14 protein-coding genes are annotated in these 16,918 nt (G+C 66.2%); 7 read left to right on the forward strand and 7 right to left on the reverse strand.

Annotated elements, in window-relative coordinates; genetic code table 11:
• Positions 1-8: 8 nt before the first annotated feature.
• The 7 genes from ACQR1L_RS05635 to ACQR1L_RS05665 all read right to left on the reverse strand — a co-directional run bounded on the left by ACQR1L_RS05635 (position 9) and on the right by ACQR1L_RS05665 (position 7,757).
• A complete protein-coding gene (locus ACQR1L_RS05635) occupies positions 9-713 on the reverse strand; it encodes an ABC transporter ATP-binding protein (RefSeq protein ID WP_434856940.1) in 705 nt (234 codons plus the stop codon).
• The gene (locus tag ACQR1L_RS05640; RefSeq protein WP_434856941.1) at positions 710-1,501 is read right to left on the reverse strand and encodes an ABC transporter ATP-binding protein; all 792 of its coding nucleotides are present in this window, start codon (positions 1,499-1,501) and stop codon (positions 710-712) included. The genes ACQR1L_RS05635 and ACQR1L_RS05640 overlap by 4 nt, the downstream gene beginning before the upstream one ends.
• On the reverse strand, positions 1,498-3,384 hold the full coding sequence (locus ACQR1L_RS05645; protein ID WP_434856942.1) for an ABC transporter permease: 1,887 nt from the start codon (positions 3,382-3,384) through the stop codon (positions 1,498-1,500). Before ACQR1L_RS05645 ends, ACQR1L_RS05640 begins: the two co-directional genes overlap by 4 nt.
• A 183-nt stretch (positions 3,385-3,567) precedes the next feature.
• Positions 3,568-4,770 (reverse strand): ABC transporter substrate-binding protein, encoded by a 1,203-nt coding sequence (locus ACQR1L_RS05650; protein WP_434856943.1) that lies wholly within the window; start codon positions 4,768-4,770, stop codon positions 3,568-3,570.
• A 27-nt stretch (positions 4,771-4,797) separates the two neighbouring features.
• Complete coding sequence (locus ACQR1L_RS05655) at positions 4,798-5,382, reverse strand: amino acid synthesis family protein (protein ID WP_434856944.1); 585 nt, start codon at positions 5,380-5,382, stop codon at positions 4,798-4,800.
• 42 nt (positions 5,383-5,424) lie between these two features.
• Positions 5,425-6,309, reverse strand: coding sequence for a UPF0280 family protein (locus tag ACQR1L_RS05660; RefSeq protein ID WP_434856945.1), 885 nt, complete (start codon positions 6,307-6,309; stop codon positions 5,425-5,427).
• A complete protein-coding gene (locus ACQR1L_RS05665) occupies positions 6,306-7,757 on the reverse strand; it encodes a 6-hydroxynicotinate reductase (protein ID WP_434856946.1) in 1,452 nt (483 codons plus the stop codon). The genes ACQR1L_RS05660 and ACQR1L_RS05665 overlap by 4 nt, the downstream gene beginning before the upstream one ends.
• 282 nt (positions 7,758-8,039) lie before the next feature.
• Between ACQR1L_RS05665 and ACQR1L_RS05670 the strand changes: the two genes are divergently transcribed.
• The 7 genes from ACQR1L_RS05670 (at position 8,040) to ACQR1L_RS05700 (ending at position 16,914) form a co-directional block, all read left to right on the forward strand.
• Positions 8,040-8,522 (forward strand): (2Fe-2S)-binding protein, encoded by a 483-nt coding sequence (locus tag ACQR1L_RS05670; protein WP_434856947.1) that lies wholly within the window; start codon positions 8,040-8,042, stop codon positions 8,520-8,522.
• The gene (locus ACQR1L_RS05675; RefSeq protein WP_434856948.1) at positions 8,522-12,061 is read left to right on the forward strand and encodes a molybdopterin cofactor-binding domain-containing protein; all 3,540 of its coding nucleotides are present in this window, start codon (positions 8,522-8,524) and stop codon (positions 12,059-12,061) included. The genes ACQR1L_RS05670 and ACQR1L_RS05675 overlap by 1 nt, the downstream gene beginning before the upstream one ends.
• 150 nt (positions 12,062-12,211) lie before the next feature.
• Positions 12,212-12,994, forward strand: a complete 783-nt coding sequence (locus ACQR1L_RS05680) for an IclR family transcriptional regulator (protein WP_434856949.1) — start codon at positions 12,212-12,214, stop codon at positions 12,992-12,994.
• Positions 12,994-13,869, forward strand: coding sequence for an ABC transporter permease (locus tag ACQR1L_RS05685; protein WP_434856950.1), 876 nt, complete (start codon positions 12,994-12,996; stop codon positions 13,867-13,869). The genes ACQR1L_RS05680 and ACQR1L_RS05685 overlap by 1 nt, the downstream gene beginning before the upstream one ends.
• A gap of 8 nt (positions 13,870-13,877) precedes the next feature.
• Positions 13,878-14,756, forward strand: a complete 879-nt coding sequence (locus ACQR1L_RS05690; RefSeq protein WP_434856951.1) for an ABC transporter permease — start codon at positions 13,878-13,880, stop codon at positions 14,754-14,756.
• A gap of 14 nt (positions 14,757-14,770) precedes the next feature.
• Complete coding sequence (locus ACQR1L_RS05695) at positions 14,771-15,835, forward strand: extracellular solute-binding protein (protein ID WP_434856952.1); 1,065 nt, start codon at positions 14,771-14,773, stop codon at positions 15,833-15,835.
• Positions 15,832-16,914: an ABC transporter ATP-binding protein gene (locus ACQR1L_RS05700; protein WP_434856953.1), complete on the forward strand. Its 1,083-nt coding sequence runs from the start codon at positions 15,832-15,834 to the stop codon at positions 16,912-16,914. The genes ACQR1L_RS05695 and ACQR1L_RS05700 overlap by 4 nt, the downstream gene beginning before the upstream one ends.
• Positions 16,915-16,918: the final 4 nt, after the last annotated feature.

Here is a 16,918-nt window from a genome sequence, read left to right on the forward strand (position 1 = left end):
TCCTCGCCTCAGATCGACAGATGCGCGTCGCGGATATCGGGCCGCGCGTCGAGCTCGGCCATGGTGCCGGCAAAGCAGATGCGGCCGCGCTCGATGATGTAGGCACGATCCGAGATCAGTTTTGCAAAATGCAGGTTCTGCTCGGACACCACCAGCGACACGCCTTCCTTTTTCATGGTCAGGATGGCATCGACCATCTGCTCGACGATCTTCGGCGACAGGCCTTCCGAGGGCTCGTCGAGCAGCACCAGCGACGGATTGCCCATCAGGGTGCGGGCGATGGTCAGCATCTGCTGCTCGCCGCCGCTCATGCGCCCGCCCGGCCGGTTCTTCATCTCGCCGAGATTCGGAAACAGCTTGTACAGCTTCTCGCGCGTCCATTGCGGCGCGCCCGGCCGCGGCTTCTGCCGGCCGACCTCGAGATTCTCTTCCACCGTCAGATCGGTAAAGATTCGCCGCTCCTCGGGAACGTAACCGAGACCGGCACGGACGATCTCATGCGTCGGCGCGCTCGAAATGTCCTTGCCCTCGAACATGATCTGCCCCTCGCGCAACGCGACGAGGCCGACGATCGAGCGGAAGGTCGTCGACTTGCCGGCGCCGTTGCGGCCGAGCAACGCCACCACCTCGCCCTCGCCGACCTCCAGGCCGATGTCGAACAGGATGTGCGCGGGCCCGTAATGGCTGTTGAGATTGGAAACGGACAGCTTCATGCCGAGGCTCCCTCGCGATGCCGGGCATCGTACAACAGGCCTTCGCCGAGATAGATCGCCTGCACCTCGCGATTGGCGCGCACCTCGGCGGGCGAGCCCTGCGCGATCAGGCTGCCGCGGTTGAGCACGAGGATGCGATCGGCATGCTCGAACACGACGTCCATGTCGTGCTCCGTGAACAGCACGCCGATCGACTGCTCTCGTGCGATTTTTGCGGTGAGCCGCATCAGCTCGACACGTTCGCGCGGCGCCATGCCGGCGGTCGGCTCGTCCATCAGCAACAGCTTCGGCTGGTTGGCGAGCGCGATCGCCAGCTCCAGCCGCTTGAGGTCGCCATAAGCGAGCTCGCCGCAAGGACGCTCGGCATAGCCGGCCATGCCGACGAGATCGAGCAGGCGATCGGCCTCGCCGCGCTCGATTCCAATCATCGGGCTCCAGAAATCGAACAGGCGCCGATGATGCGAGACCAGCGCGACCTGGATGTTCTCGCGCACGGTCATGGTCGGATAGGTCGCGGTGATCTGGAAGGTGCGCCCCACACCCAGGCGCCAGACCTCGCGCGGCTTGCGGCCGGTGGTCTCCTGCCCCATCACGGTGATGCGGCCGCTGTCCGGCACGTTCTGGCCGTTGAGCATGTCGAAGCAGGTGCTTTTTCCCGCGCCGTTCGGGCCAATCAGCGCCAGGATCTCGCCGGCCTGCAGCATGAACGATACGTTGCGCACGGCGTGAATGCCGCCATAGGATTTCGACAGGCCCTCGACCGAGAGCAAGGACACACCGATACTCATTGCGCGCCCTCCATCTTGGCTGCGAGCGCGCTCGGCTTGGACGTCGCCGCACGCCGCCGATGCATGACGCTCTCGACCACGCCGACGATGCCCTTGGGGAACACCACGACGATCAGCACGATGAAGATGCCGAGCACGAGCTTCGACCAGTCGGTCTGGCTGACCAGCCAGATGTTGAGCGCCTTGTAGACGATGGCGCCGAAGATCGCGCCGGGCACCGTCTCGACGCCGCCGAGCAGCACCATGACCAGTGCGTCCACCGACAGCGAGATGCCCATATTGTCCGGGAAGACGCTGCCCTTGAGATAAGCGAACAATGCGCCGCCGATGCCGGCGGTGGTACCGGCGATGATGAAGGCCGTCCACTGGATGCGCTTGCCGTTGATGCCGATGGACTCGCTGCGGAGCGGCGAGTCGCGCATGCCGCGCAGGGCATAGCCGAACGGCGAGAAGGTGATGAGCCGCAGCACGCTGACGACGAAGGCGGAGACGCCGAGCGCGAGCCAGTAGAAGTGCGACGGCGAGGCCGCCCATTTTTCCGGCCAAAGACCGAGGATGCCGTTGTCGCCGCCGGTGACCGCGACCCATTGGAACGCGATCGACCAGACGATCTGGGCAAAGGCGAGCGTCAGCATCGCGAAGTACACGCCGGAGAGCTGCACCGCGAAGGCGCCGAACACGGCCGCGCCCGCCGCGCCCAATAGAGGTCCGAGCAACAGGCAGGCGATCATCGGCAGTCCCGCCATCTTGGCGAGGAACGCTACACCATAGGCGCCGAGGCCGAAATAGGCGGCGTGACCGAACGAGGCGAGGCCGCCGACCGCCATCAGGAAATGCAGCGAGGCCGCGAAGATCACGAAGATCGCGATCTCAGAGCCTACGGTCAGCGCGTAGTTGCCGGCGATGAACGGCAGCATTGCGGCAAATGCCAGCGCGACCAGAGAGGCAAGACGCTCGACGGAGCTGAGGGGACGCCAGGGAATGACGGTGAGGCCCGGCGTGCGGCGCGCCGGCGCCTCCTTCCTGCCGAACAGGCCCCAGGGCCGCACGACAAGCACCACGGCCATCACCAGGAAAACCAGGATCAGCGAGATTGTCGGGAAGATCAGGATGCCGAAGGCGTTGAGCTCCGACACCAGCACCGCGGCGACGAAGGCGCCGAGGATGCTGCCGAGTCCGCCAATCACGACGACGACGAACACCTCGACGATGATGCGCAGGTCCATCGCGTGATGCACGGCATCGCGCGGGATCTGCAGCGCGCCGCCGAGCGCGGCGAGGAAGACGCCGACGGCGAACACCGAGGTGAACAGCCATTTCTGGTTGACGCCGAGCGCCGCGACCATGTCGCGGTCCTGCGTCGCCGCACGCACAAGGATGCCCCAGCGGGTGCGCTGGAACAGCAGCCACAGCGCACCGAGCACGACCGGGCCGAGCACGATCAGGAACAGGTCGTAGCTCGGAATGTTCTGGCCGAAGAAATCGACCGCGCCCTTGAAGCCGGGAGCACGGCGGCCGACCAGGTCATCGGGTCCCCAGATCAGCACCACGAGATCCTCGACCATCAGGGTCAGTCCGAAGGTGCCGAGCAGTTGGAACAGCTCCGGCGCGTGATAGATCCGGCGCAGCAGCACGATCTCGACCAGGACGCCGATGACGGCGACCGCAAGCGCCGCGACCACGATCCCGCCCCAGAAGCCGAGCGGGCCGGACAGCCGCTCGGTGAGCGAGAAGGCCACGTAGGCGCCGAGCATGTAGAACGCGCCATGCGCGAAATTCACGATGCGGGTGACGCCGAAGATGATCGACAGTCCCGATGCCACCAGAAACAGCGAAGCCGCGCTGGCAAGGCCGGTCAGGAACTGGACGAAATAGAAGGCCATGGGCGGTCCGCGTGAGGGAGATCGTCTGGATCGAATGAGCCGCGTGGAAGCTCGCGTGATGAGCCGCAAGCGTGGGGTGAGGGTCTCGGCCTGAACCTGTAGATCAGGCGTCGTATGCCCTCACCCCGCCCGCTCTCCTCCGCGGGAGGAGGAGGCAGGAAGACGTGGAGACGACGGCGTGGCTCAGTCCTTCGGACGGAGCTTGGCGACTTCCGCGTCGCTCGGGAGATAGTCCGAGCCCTTGCGGTAGACGCTGTCGACCATGATGCCCTTGCCGTCCTTCAGCGCGGTCTTGCCGACGAAAGCGCCGAGCGTCGACTGGTGGTCGTTCTTGCGGAACGTGATCTCGCCGAACGGCGACGGCACGGAGAGCCCTTGGGCTGCCGCAATCAGCTTGTCGGCATCGGTCGAGCCGGCCTTGGCGAGAATGGCGGCCGCCGACTTGATGGTCTGATAGCCGACGATCGAGCCGAGACGCGGATAGTCGTTGTACTTGGCCTGATAGGCCTTCAGGAACGCGTCATGCTCGGGCGTCTTGATCGAGTACCAGGGATAGCCGGTGACGATCCAGCCCTCCGGCGTCTCATCCTTGAGTGGATCGAGATATTCCGGCTCGCCGGTCAGGAAGCTGACGACCTTGCGGTCCTTGAACAGGCCGCGGGTGTTGCCTTCGCGGACCAGCTTCACGAGATCGGCGCCGAAGGTGACGTTGAGGATCGCTTCGGGATTGGCGGCGGCGACGGCCTGCACGACAGGACCGGCGTCGATCTTGCCCTGCGGCGGCCACTGCTCGTCGACCCACTGTATGTCGGGGCGCTTCTCTGACAGCAGCTTCTTGAACACGGCCACGGCCGACTGGCCGTATTCGTAGTTCGGCGCGATCGTGGCCCAGCGCTTGGCCGGAAGCTTGGCGGCTTCCTCGACCAGCATCGCCGCCTGCATGTAGTTCGACGGGCGCAGGCGGAAGGTGTATTTGTTGCCCTTCGACCAGGTGATGGCGTCGGTCAGCGGCTCGGCCGCCAGGAAGAACACCTTCTTCTGGTTGGCGAAGTCGCTGACGGCAAGCCCGATGTTCGACAGGAAGGTGCCCGCGAGCATCGCGACGTTCTCGCTCGACACCAGCTCGTTGGCCGCGGTCTGCGCGTCCGCCGGCTTGCCGCTGTCGTCCTTGGAGACGACGACGAGCTTCTTGCCGTTGATGCCGCCGGCCGCATTGACCTCCTCGACCGCGAGCTGCCAGCCCTTGCGATAGGGCTCGGTGAACGCCGGCAGCAGCGAGTAGCTGTTGATCTCGCCGATCTTGATGACGTCCTCGGCACGCGCCGTGCCCGTCAGTCCCGCGACGGCAAGGCCCAGGCCTGCCGCAAGCATCGTTCTCCGTCGCATCCCTTCAGCCTCCAATGTTAGATTGTATTACCGTAGACCATCGTCGCCCTTGATCTCGGCGACCGTGAGCCCGCCGACACGCGGCAGCGGACGCCCGCTGTCGGTGACGGCGAGCGCGACCATGATCTCGTTGGCGCGTGGCGCATCGTTGATCTGCACCTCCATGCCGTCGAAATGGCTGCGCACGAAGGCCGCGTCCTTGTGCCCGAGCGGAATGTCGAGCGTGCAGCCGACGCCGCCGCGCTTCTTGGAAGACGGGATCAGCGCCGCGCCCTTGCCGAGCACCTTGCGCACCGGCGCACCCATCTTCGGATGCAGGATCGCCGCCGCATGCTCCAGCTCGCCGTCGCTGCCAACGGCCGCGGCCTTGCCGTAGCTGTGCGCGGCGGGCCCCTCAATACCCAGCGCTGCGACCGCTCGCTTCGCCAGCATCTCGCCGAGTTCCTCGCCGATCGCGATCAGCGGCGAGAGGTCCTCGACATAGCGGCCGGCGAACGGATTTTCGATCACGGCGATCGCCGCGGCGCGCCGCGTCGGCGGCGAGACGGCCTTGCCCATCTCCTGATGGACCTCCTCGACCACGGTCACGATCTTGCGGATGACGGCGCTCATCGTCGGCAGTTCCTCATGTTCCAGCCAAGCATGGATCAAACCTCACGCCGCCGCGGCCCGCAACCGGGACGGACTGATGATCTCGATCGGACGCGGACCGACCACACGGATAGCCCCGCCGAGCTGCAGGACGGCGCCTTCGATCAGACCATCCGCCAGCAGGGTCTGCGCGGCTTGCTCGCCAGATACCAGCGCGGTCGCGATGTCAGCATCACAGAGGTCGCCGACCTCGCATGTGACGAGCCGATGACCGAGATCGCTGTCCGGCTGCAGCTCGCAGGCGGGACGGCGGACAACGGCGGGATTTCTGGGCAGATCGACCGCGTTGGCGATGACGGTGGCTGCCGCGTCGGCCTGCGCGGCGCCGCGCGCGAGCACCGTCACCGCATCGGCGATGCCGAGCGAGAAGCTGCGGCCATGACGCCCGGACGTGGCGACTCCTCCGATTCCATCGGTCGCGCGCAACGTCATCCGGCGCAGGGTTCCGGCGCTGTCCGGCCGATCCATCAGCCCGATGCTGAAGGTCGCGGCGTCCCGCAAATGCAGCGCGATGTCGCCGCCATTGTTGACATAGGCGCGCGTCAGTTTCGCCGCGCTCAGCATCGCGCCGAGGATTTCTTCCGCCACCGCTCCGGCGACCGCCGCCATCGGCGTAATAAACATCTCGGCCGCGAACGGCGCCACTGCCGTGTGCATGCGACGGGCGACGACACCGGTCAGCGAGCAATCCCGATCGGCGGCCTTGCGCAGTTCCCGCAGCTCCGAACAGAGCTCATCGAGCAGACCCGTGAAACGCTCCGCAGCAGCCTGGTATGCGGCGCGGATCTCGGCCTCCGGGCCGTCGGCGCCGATAATCAGATCGACCGGCCCATCCTGAAGATGCAGCCGCCGGTCCGGCAACAGCGCGATCTGGGGCTGGCGACTCATGCGCCCTGCCCCGGCCACGGCAACTGGCGGATATCCTTGCTGACATCCTTCAAGGACGCGAGCGGCTGGACGTAGTCCATGTGGCCGCCGAGCGCCTCATAGTCGGACAGCTTCATCGTGAACTCGATCGGCGCTACCAGCGCCGGTGTCGGCACATAGCCGAACGCACCGGCCGGCATCTGCGTCACGTCGACCATGTAGGTGATGCCGCCGCCCGGCCAGACATAGACCGGAGCGCCGCCCGAGGTGACGCGCGTCAGCGCATCCTTGACCGAACGCGTCAGCCGCACCGGATTGTCGGTGACACCCGCGCGCAGCGAGCCGCCGGCACCGGCCATGAAGAGAACGGTGCACAGCGCCGGCTCGCAATTCTCCTGGATTCGATCGACCGAGAATTGCAGCTCCGGCGGCATCTCCTGCTGGACCGGCTTGAGCGTTTCATCGAGCACGTAGTAGCCGGCATGCTCGCCGGTCGTCGACACCATCAGCAGAGTCGTGCCGGGCTTTGCCGTCTTCGGATCGAACGGGCCAAGGATCGAGAGCGGATCGGAAATGTCGGTGCCGCCCCAGCCCGTGCCGGGCTGCGCGACCTGGAAATAACGGCCCGGCGTCGAGCGCCGCCCTTTCATCTTGATTCCGGTCGCGGGGATATCGAGCAGCTTGCCGGCCTGGTGTTCCGACAGCACGCCGGTGATGTGATCGTCGACCACGACGACCTCGTCGACCTTGCCCTGCCACTGCTTGGCGAACATGCCGATCGTCGCCGAGCCGCAGCCGACGCGCATGCGCTCTTCCTTGACGCCGTTGACGACAGGCGGCTGCCCCGCCTGCACGATCACGCTGGCGCCGCCGTCGATGGTGAGCTCGACCGCCTTGCGGTTGCTGAGATCCATCAACGCGTCGCAGGTGACGCGCCCCTCCTTCTTCGAGCCGCCGGTCAGATGATGCACGCCGCCCAGCGACAGCATCTGCGAGCCGTATTCACTGGTCGTGACGTGCCCGACCGCCTCGCCGTCGACACGCACGGTCGCAGCTTCCGGTCCGAGATAGCGGTCGGTGTCGATCTTCACCTTGACACCGCAATAGCTGAAGATGCCCTCAGTCACCACAGTGACCATGTCGACGCCTTCCACCTGCGACGACACGATGAAAGGCGCAGGCTTGTAATCCGGATAGGTCGTACCCGCGCCGATCGCGGTGACGAACAGCTCCGGCTGGTGCACGATCTTGCCGTCCCAGTCGCCGCTGGCCTGGAACGGGACCAGCTTGCCGCCATGCGACACCGTCCGTTCCAACAGGATGTGCGGATCGACGCGCACCAGCACGCCATCCTGATTGGCGTAGCGATCGCAGGCGCCGGCCGCGCCCGGCTTGATATAGCACATCACCGGACAGGCATCGCAGCGGATCTTGTCCCCTGCACCGTCACTCGCCGTCTCAGTCACCATGCAGAGAAGCCCATCTTGAAGCAGAGGCGGCATAACGCCGCCCGCCACGGCAATTCGTTCGTACACGAATGATGTCGCGCACCTCCGGCGACTGTCAAGCGCCACCGTGCCCGAAAAGCGGGTTTGCCGGATAATCGATCAGTTTGCCCTGCACAATGACGACAAATCGTGCATACGCTGCACCGCGAAACGCGGTACTTGCATGTTAGTACACAAACGATAGGCTCCCGGCGATCGCGATCGCATCCTCGTTAACGATACCACAGCGGACGACAGAAGGGCATGACGCCAGCACCGATTCGGCTGACCGTGAACGGACAGACGCATGACGTCGCCGTCGCGCCCAACACGCCCCTGCTCACGGTGCTGCGCAACGACCTCGCCCTGAACGGACCGAAATATGGCTGCGGCCTCGGTGAGTGCGGCGCATGCACCGTGCTGATCGATAGCCGGGCCGCGCGCTCCTGCGTCATTCCGATCGAAGGCTGCGCCGGCCGCAGCGTCACCACACTCGAAGGGCTCGGCTCGCGCGAGACGCCTGATCCGGTGCAGCAGGCCTTCATCGCCGAGCAGGCCGCGCAATGCGGCTATTGCCTCAACGGCATGATCATGACGACCAAGGCGCTGCTGGCGATCAAGCCCGACCCGTCGCTCGACGAGATCAAGCAGGCGCTGCGCTACAATCTCTGTCGCTGCGGCGCCCATGTCGAAATTCTCCGCGCAGCGATGCGCGCGGCCGGCCACACGCTCGAGGCGCTGGACTGATGGCCGAGCATCTCACTCCCACGGCCGCTGATCCGCGCGGCACGCTGAGCGTCGAGCGCCGCGTCGCCGACGGCTCGTCCGAAACCTTCATCAGAATCACCGCGGCCGGCGAGGTCTCCGCCTTCAACGGCCACGTCGATCTCGGCACCGGCATCCGCACCGCCCTGGGACAGATCGTCGCAGAAGAGCTCGACGTCTCCTTCGCGCGTGTGATCGTCGTGCTTGGTGATACCGCGGTCGTGCCCAACCAGGGTGCAACGATCGCCAGCGAAACCATTCAGATCACGGCCGTGCCGCTGCGCAAGGCGGCCGCGCAGGCGCGCGCCTTCCTGCTGGCGAGGGCCGCGGCTCAACTGATCCTCGCCGCCGAGGATCTAACCGTCGAGGACGGACTGGTCCGCGGCCCCAACAATCGCGTGCTGAGTTATGGCGAGCTGATCGGCGACGACACGATCCGCCTCGAACTCGCCGACGACGTCGCCGTCAAATCCGTGGACAACTATCAGGTCGTCGGCCGCTCGGTGCCGCGCGTCGACCTGCCGGCAAAGGCGACAGGCGAACTGACTTACGTGCACGACGTGCGCGTACCTGGGATGCTCCATGGCCGCGTTGTGCGCCCGCCCTATGTCGGCGTCGATGCCGGCCCGTTCATCGGCACCAGCCTGATCGGCGTCGACAAGGACTCCGTACGCGACGTGCCGGGCCTGGTCGACATCGTCGTGATCGGCGATTTCATCGGCGTCGTCGCCGAGCGCGAGGAGCAGGCGATCCTGGCAGCCGAGCGGCTCCAGGTGAACTGGAAGCCGGCGCCGACCTTGCGCGATCTCGACGACGTCGAGAATGCACTACGCGCCAATCCATCCGAGCCACGCCGGCTGCTCGACAAGGGCGACGTCGATGCCGCCATCGAAGGCGCTGCCAAGCCAATGCGGCGGACCTATCTCTGGCCGTATCAGATGCACGGCTCGATCGGGCCGTCCTGCGCGGTCGCGGATGTTCGCGACGGCCATATTCGCATCTATTCCGGTACGCAGAACCCGCACCTCCTGCGCGCCGATCTCGCCAAGCTGATCGACTGCCCCGAGCACCAGATCGAGCTGATCCGGCTCGAGGCCGCCGGCTGCTACGGCCGCAACTGCGCCGACGATGTCACCGCCGATGCGCTGCTGCTGTCGCGCGCGGTCGGGCGACCCGTGCGTGTGCAGCTGACGCGCGAGCAGGAGCATGTGTGGGAGCCAAAGGGCACCGCGCAGCTGATGGACGTCAACGGCGGGCTCAATGCCGACGGCTCGGTCGCGGCCTATGAGTTCGCCACGCGTTACCCCTCGAACGGCGCGCCGACCCTCGCGCTGCTGCTGACCGGCCGCATCGCGCCGGAGCCCGCCGTGTTCGAGATGGGCGACCGCACCGCGATCCCGCCCTACGATTACGACCACATGCGCGTGACCGCGCATGACATGCCGCCGATCGTGCGCGCCTCCTGGATCCGCGGCGTTTCGGCGCTGCCCAACACCTTCGCGCACGAATCCTACATCGACGAGCTCGCCGCCGAGGCTGAGGTCGATCCGATCGAATACCGGCTGCGCTATCTCAAGGACGAGCGCGCCCGCGACCTCGTGAATGCGGTTGCCGAGCGCGCCGGCTGGACACCGCGTCCGGTGCGCCAGGAGAAGACGCCGGAGAATGGCGTCGTGCACGGTCGCGGCTTTGCCTACGCACTCTACGTTCACAGCAAGTTTCCCGGCTATGGCGCGGCGTGGTCGGCGTGGATCGCCGATGTCGCCGTCAACACGACGACCGGCGACGTCAGCGTCACCCGCGTGATCGCCGGCCAGGATTCCGGCCTGATGATCAATCCGGACGGCGTGCGCCATCAGATCGAAGGCAACGTCATCCAGTCGACCAGCCGGGCGCTGATGGAGGAGGTCCCCTTCTCCCGCGGCAAGGTGGCGGCACGGGAATGGGGCGCCTATCCGATTATCACCTTCCCCGACGTGCCCAAGATCGACGTGCTGATGCTGCCGCGGCCGGATCAGCCGCCGCTCGGCGTCGGCGAGTCCGCGTCGGTACCAAGCGCCGCCGCCATCGCCAACGCAATCTATGACGCCACCGGCGTGCGCTTCCGCGAGCCGCCGTTCACGCCAGAGCGCATCCTTCGGGGCTTGCGCGGCGAACAGCTCGAGCCAGCCAAGCCACAGCCGCTGCCCGCTCCGGACAAGCCTGCAGCCACTTGGATCAAACCTTTCGCCAAGCGCGGCGGCCTGATCGCAAGCGCGGTCGCGGCCTGTGCCGCGGCCATCGGCGTCGCGACGGCCGTGCTGCCGTGGCGCGCCATCGCGCCGATCACGCGTCCTGATCCCTCGGTCTATTCCGCAGCCACGATCGCACGCGGCGAGGCGCTCGCGGCGCTCGGCAATTGCGCCGTCTGCCACACCTCAGATGGCGGCCTGATCAATGCCGGCGGCCGCGCGCTGGAGACGCCGTTCGGCACGATCTTCAGCACCAACATCACGCCCGATGTCGAGACCGGCATCGGCGCCTGGTCCTACCCCGCCTTCGAGCGCGCGATGCGCGAGGGCGTGCATCGTGATGGACGGCAACTTTATCCGGCGTTTCCCTACACGCATTTCGCGCGCACCAGCGACGCCGATCTGCAGGCGCTGTACGCCTATCTGATGGCGCAGCAGCCCGTGCGGCAGCAAAGCTCGGACAATCAGCTGCGCTTTCCGTTCAACCTGCGGCCGCTGGTCGCCGGATGGAATGCGCTGTTTCACGGCACTGGACCCTTCAAGCCCGATCCGACCCAATCAGAGCAGTGGAATCGCGGCTTCTATCTCGTCGAAAGCCTCGGCCATTGCAGCGCCTGCCACTCGCCCCGCAATGCGCTCGGCGCCGAGCAGCGCGATGCCTATCTCGCCGGCGGCTTTGCCGATGGCTGGGAAGCGCCGGCGCTGACCGCGCTCTCGTCAGCGCCGATCCCGTGGACCGAGGACGAACTCGCCACCTATCTGCGCACCGGCCAATCGCGGTTCCACGGCGTGGCCGCCGGACCTATGGCGCCGATCGTCAAGGATCTCGCAACGCTGCCCGACGCGGACATCCGCGCGATGGCGACCTATCTTGCCTCCTTCCAGCAAGCCGCTCCCGAGCCTGCGAAACTCGAAACCCTTGCCGCAGAACTCGAAACGCGCACCAAGGTCACGTCGGCATCGTCCCCAGCCGCACGGCTCTATCTCGGCGCCTGCGCGGTCTGTCACGAGGTCGGCGGACTGCCGCTGTTCGGCAGCCGTCCATCGCTCGCCCTTAACAGCAATCTGCACAGCACGACGCCGGACAATCTGATCCAGGTGATCCTGCACGGCATCATGAAGCCGGCCTCTTCCGACCTCGGCTACATGCCGGCGTTCAAGGACCATCTGAGCGACGCGCAGCTCGCCGAGCTCGTCTCCTATCTCCGCGGGCAGTTCGCCCCGGACAAGCCAGCCTGGACCGACGTGGATGCTGCCGTCAGCCGCATCCGGTCGACCACGCCGCATTGAGACCGACGATGCTACCGGCGCTGGCGCCAAGACCACCACCCTGACGCGCATTCGGGCAGCCTTCTGCACCTAATTTCGCCTTGCGGCAGACGCCTTGCCGCTTCTAGAATTTGGCACTACGTTCCAAAAAATGGAACAAACGGTATCATCATGAGCGCCCTGACCAACGCCATCGACATCCTTCGCTGCTTCTCGACCTCGCGGCCCGACCTCTCCTTCGCCGACGTCCAGGTTCTGACCGGCAAGCCGAAGAGCTCGACCTCACGCCTGCTCCGCTCGCTGCGCGATTGCGGTCTGCTCGAGCAGGACCCGCACACCCGCCGCTATCGCCCGGGCCTGCTGACCTTCGAACTCGGCCGCCTGCACCGCGCCCATGACGACCTGCTGGCCATTGCCGAGCGCGAGCTGCGCGATGTCTGCGCGCGTACCGGCCACACCGGCTACATCGCGGTGCTCGACGGCTATCAGCAGGTGGTGCTGCGCATCGTCCCCGGCTCCAACCCGCTGCGCGTCGTCAACCCGCCGGGCCAGCGCACGCCGGCGATCGTCACCTCCAACGGCCGCGCGATGCTGGCGCGCCTGTCGGACCAGGACATCCGCGCGCGCGTGCCACTCGATTATCCCAAGGTCCCCGCCAACTCGCCGCAGAACTTCAACGAGCTGATGGCGCGGCTGAACGAGATCCGCCGGACCGGCATCTCGGACGCCGCCGACGAAGCCATCGAGGGCGTGGGCTCGCAGGGCTTTGCGCTGTCGAGCGGCGAGAGCGGCGAGCTGATCGGCATCGCGGTGTCGTATTCGGTGCAGGCCACGACCGAGATCGAGCGCGCCAATGTCCGCCGCGAGCTCAACGCCATGGCCACGAAGCTGCGGCGCATGACCGGCGATCCGCTGGGCCAGACCATCGAGCAGTTGGCCGGGCTGGCTTCCTGATGCCGACGACCAGTGCGCCGCGCGTCAACAGCCTTGCGCTGTTGATCCTGCCAAGCGCACTGCTGTTCGCGTTGTTCTTCTTCCTGCCGATCGGGCTGATGGCCGTCATGAGCGTGCTGACGGGAAATCCCGTCGTCATGCCCAATGTCGGCTTCACCACCAAGCACTACGCCCGCATGGGCAACGACAGCTACTATCTTGAGGTGATCTGGACCACGCTCCGCATTGGCCTCTGGACCACGCTGGTCGCGCTCGTGATCGGCTATCCGCTGGCACATTGGATGGCGCGGATCAAGAGCCGCACCGGTCATGCGCTGCTGCTGATGGCCGTGCTGGCGCCGATGCTGACCGGGATCGTCGTGCGCACCTTCGCCTGGATGACGCTCTTGTCCGACAAGGGGGTCATCAACCAGACGCTGACCTCGCTCGGGCTGATCACGAAGCCCTTGCAGCTGATGTACAACGAGACCGGGATCGTCATCGGCCTCGTCCACATCTACGTGCCGTTCATGGTCCTGACCCTGACCGGCGTGATCGGCCGCATCGACGAGCGGCTGGAGCAGGCGGCGGAAAATCTCGGCGCCAGCCCCTGGCGCGCCTTCGTCGAGGTCACCCTGCCGCTCAGCCTGCCCGGCATCCTCGCCGGCTCGCTCTTGGTGTTCGCGCTCGCGATCAGCGCCTATGTCACGCCGATCCTGCTCGGCGGCTTCCAGATCATGACCCTGCCGATCCTGATCTATCAGCAGATCTCGGCGAACTTCAACGTCGGCTTCGCGGCTGCGCTCGGCATGGTTCTGCTCGTGATCTCGCTGTCGCTCGTCATTGCCTACAACCACGTGCTCGGCCTCGTCTCGGGCCAGCGCGAGCTGCAGTGAGGCCGGCGATGACGGGTCTCGCGTCCCCGCAGCAGACACCGCTGGCTCGCCCGATCGAGCTTGCGGCAGCCTCTGCCCTGCGGAGCCAGGCGACGCCGCGGCGATGGGGGCGCCGATTGTACTTGGCGGCGAACATCGCGGTCCTGATCTTCCTGCTGACACCGATCGCGATCGTGATCGTTTTCGCGCTCAACCCCACGCCGTTCATCCAGTTTCCGCCGGTCGGCGTGTCGCTGCGATGGTTCGAGAAATTCTTCGCCTCGCGCGACTTCATGCATGCGCTGTTGTTCAGCCTCGAAGTCGCCGCGATGACGACGATTGCCGCGACCGTGCTCGGCGCGTCCGCCGCGCTCGCCATTGCCCGCGGCAACCTGCCCGGCTCGCGGCTGATCGTGGCGACCATGCTGTCGCCCCTGATGCTGCCGGCGATCCTCACGGGACTCGCGCTGTTCCAGTCCTACGTGCTGCTCGACGTCGGCCGCCCCGTCTGGGGCTTGGTCGCAGGGCACACGCTGGTGACGATCCCTTACGTCGTCCGCACGACCCTTGCCGTGCTGCATAATTTCGACGTGCGACTCGAGGAAGCCGCACAGAACCTCGGCGCCAGCCCGACCAGGACGTTCTTCGAAGTCACGCTGCCGCTGGTGAAGCCCGGCGTGATGGCCGGCGGGATCTTCGCCTTTATCGTGTCGTTCGACCAGTTCCCGGTGTCGCTGTTCCTGGTCGCACCCGGCAGCGAGACCCTGCCGATCACGCTGTTCAACTATCTCAAGTTCGACCTCGACGGCACCATCGGCGCCGCCTCGGTGGTCTCGATCCTGCTCTCCTTCATCGTCGTCATCGCGCTCGACCGCACCGTGGGCCTGCGCTCCACCGTCAAACTCTAACGGAGACTTCTGGCATGACCGCCTCATCGCGTCGCTTCCCCCTGAGCCGCCGCCGGCTGCTGACCGCGGCGACCTCGCTCGGTGCCGGTGTCATCGCGGCGCCCTATGTCGCGCGCGCCGAGGAGCCGGTACTGAACATCACCGGCTGGGGCGGCAAATGGGGCGACGTGATGAAGGCCGAGATCGGCCCGGCGTTCGAGGCCGAGTTCAAGTGCAAGCTCAAGACCGACACCGCGCTGCCGTTCCTGCCGAAGCTGCAGGCCAGCTCGCGCTCCGCGCCGATCTACGACGTGCTGCACACCAACTCCAACGAGCAATGGGCGGCCGTCGAGATGGGCCTCGTCGAGCCCAAGGTCGATCCGAAGCTCGTGCCCAACATGGCGGACGTCTATCCCTACGCCGTCAGCGACAAGATCGTCGGCGTCTGCATCTTTACCAGCGCGATCGGCCTGGGCATGCGCACGGACAAGGGCTATGCCAACATCTCCTCCTGGAAGGAGATGTGGGACGCGAAATACAACGGCGTGCGCGGCGGCTACGTGATCCCGGTCAACAGCCTGGGCCAGGCCTTCCTGATGATGTGCGGCACGCTCTACGGCAAGGGCCAGACCGATCTCGACGCCGCCTATGCCGCGCTGGAGAAGCTGAAGCCGATCAAGCTCGTCGACTTCACCGGCGCGATGGAGAAGCTGTTCCTGTCGGGCGAAGTCGGGCTCGGCGTCATCCATGATTCCGGCATCTATCGTTACGACGGCCAGAACCAGCCGATCGACTTCATCACCCCGAGCGAGGGCGTGCTGTCGCTGGAGCAGGTGCTCAGCATCACGCCCGGCAGCAAGATGAAGGAGCTCGCCAACGCCTATATCAACTACATGCTGCGGCCCGAGGTTCAAAAGCGCCTCGCCGAGACGGTGTGGTACTCGCCGGCGAACAAGAAGGTGAAGCTCGACGCCAAGTACGACGCGAAGCTTCTGACCACGCCGGAGAAGGTCAGCAAGCTGATCCAGGTCGACTGGAAGTGGTACAACGCGCAGAAGGACGAGATCGACAGCCGGGTGAACCGGATCTTCCGCGCATGAGCGCAGCCATCGAGATCGCCTCGGTCAGCAAGATCTATGACGGCGGCGTTCGCGCCGTCGACACCGTTGCCATGGACATCCGGCCGGGCGAGTTCTTCTCGCTGCTCGGCCCCTCCGGCTGCGGCAAGACCACGACGTTGCGCATGATCGCGGGCTTCGACAGCCCGAGCACCGGCGAGATCCGTCTCGACGGCGCCGACATCACCCATGTGCCCGCGCACAAGCGCGACATGGCGATGGTGTTCCAGAACTACGCGCTGTTTCCGCACCGGACGGTCGCCGAGAACGTCGCCTTCGGCCTGCGCATGCGCAAGGTCGACAAGGCGACGATCGCCGCCAAGGTGAAGGCCGCGCTGGCGATGGTCGAATTGTCCGGGATGGAGGATCGCCGGCCGGCGCAGCTCTCCGGCGGCCAGCAGCAGCGCGTTGCGCTGGCGCGCGCCATCGTCATCTCGCCGCGCGTGCTGCTGTGCGACGAACCGCTCGGCGCGCTCGACAAGAAGCTGCGCCAGCAGATGCAGTTCGAGCTGAAGCAGTTGCAGAAGAACCTGGGCGTGACGCTGGTGTTCGTCACCCACGACCAGGAAGAGGCGCTGGCGATGTCGGATCGCATCGCGGTGATGAATGCCGGTCGCGTCGAGCAGATCGGCACACCGGTCGAGATCTACGATCAGCCGCGCACGCGCTTCGTCGCCGACTTCATCGGCGACACCAATGTTTTTCGCGGCCAGCGCGTGACCGTGGACGGCGGCCCTGGGATCGCCGTCGGCAATGGTCTCGTGCTGCCGCTGCCTCGCTCGGTCACTCCAGTCGATGGCGACGTTCTGTCGGTCGCGCTGCGGCCGGAGAAGATCACGGTGTCCCCAGCCGATCAGGCCGACGCCAAGAGCGTGTCGGCGCGTGGCACGGTCGAGAGCAGCAACTTTCTCGGTGGTGCCGTGCTCTACCGCGTCGTTCTCGACGGCGGCCAGCGCGTGCTGGCGCAGCAGCCGAATTCCGGAGCCGGTCCCCTCCATACGCCAGGCCAGGCCGTTGCGCTCGGCTGGCGGCCGGCCGATCTCGTCATTCTCGAGGATTGATATT

It is taken from the genome of Bradyrhizobium sp. HKCCYLR20261 (genome assembly GCF_051168435.1).
In the GTDB taxonomy this organism is placed as follows: Bacteria; Pseudomonadota; Alphaproteobacteria; order Rhizobiales; family Xanthobacteraceae; genus Bradyrhizobium.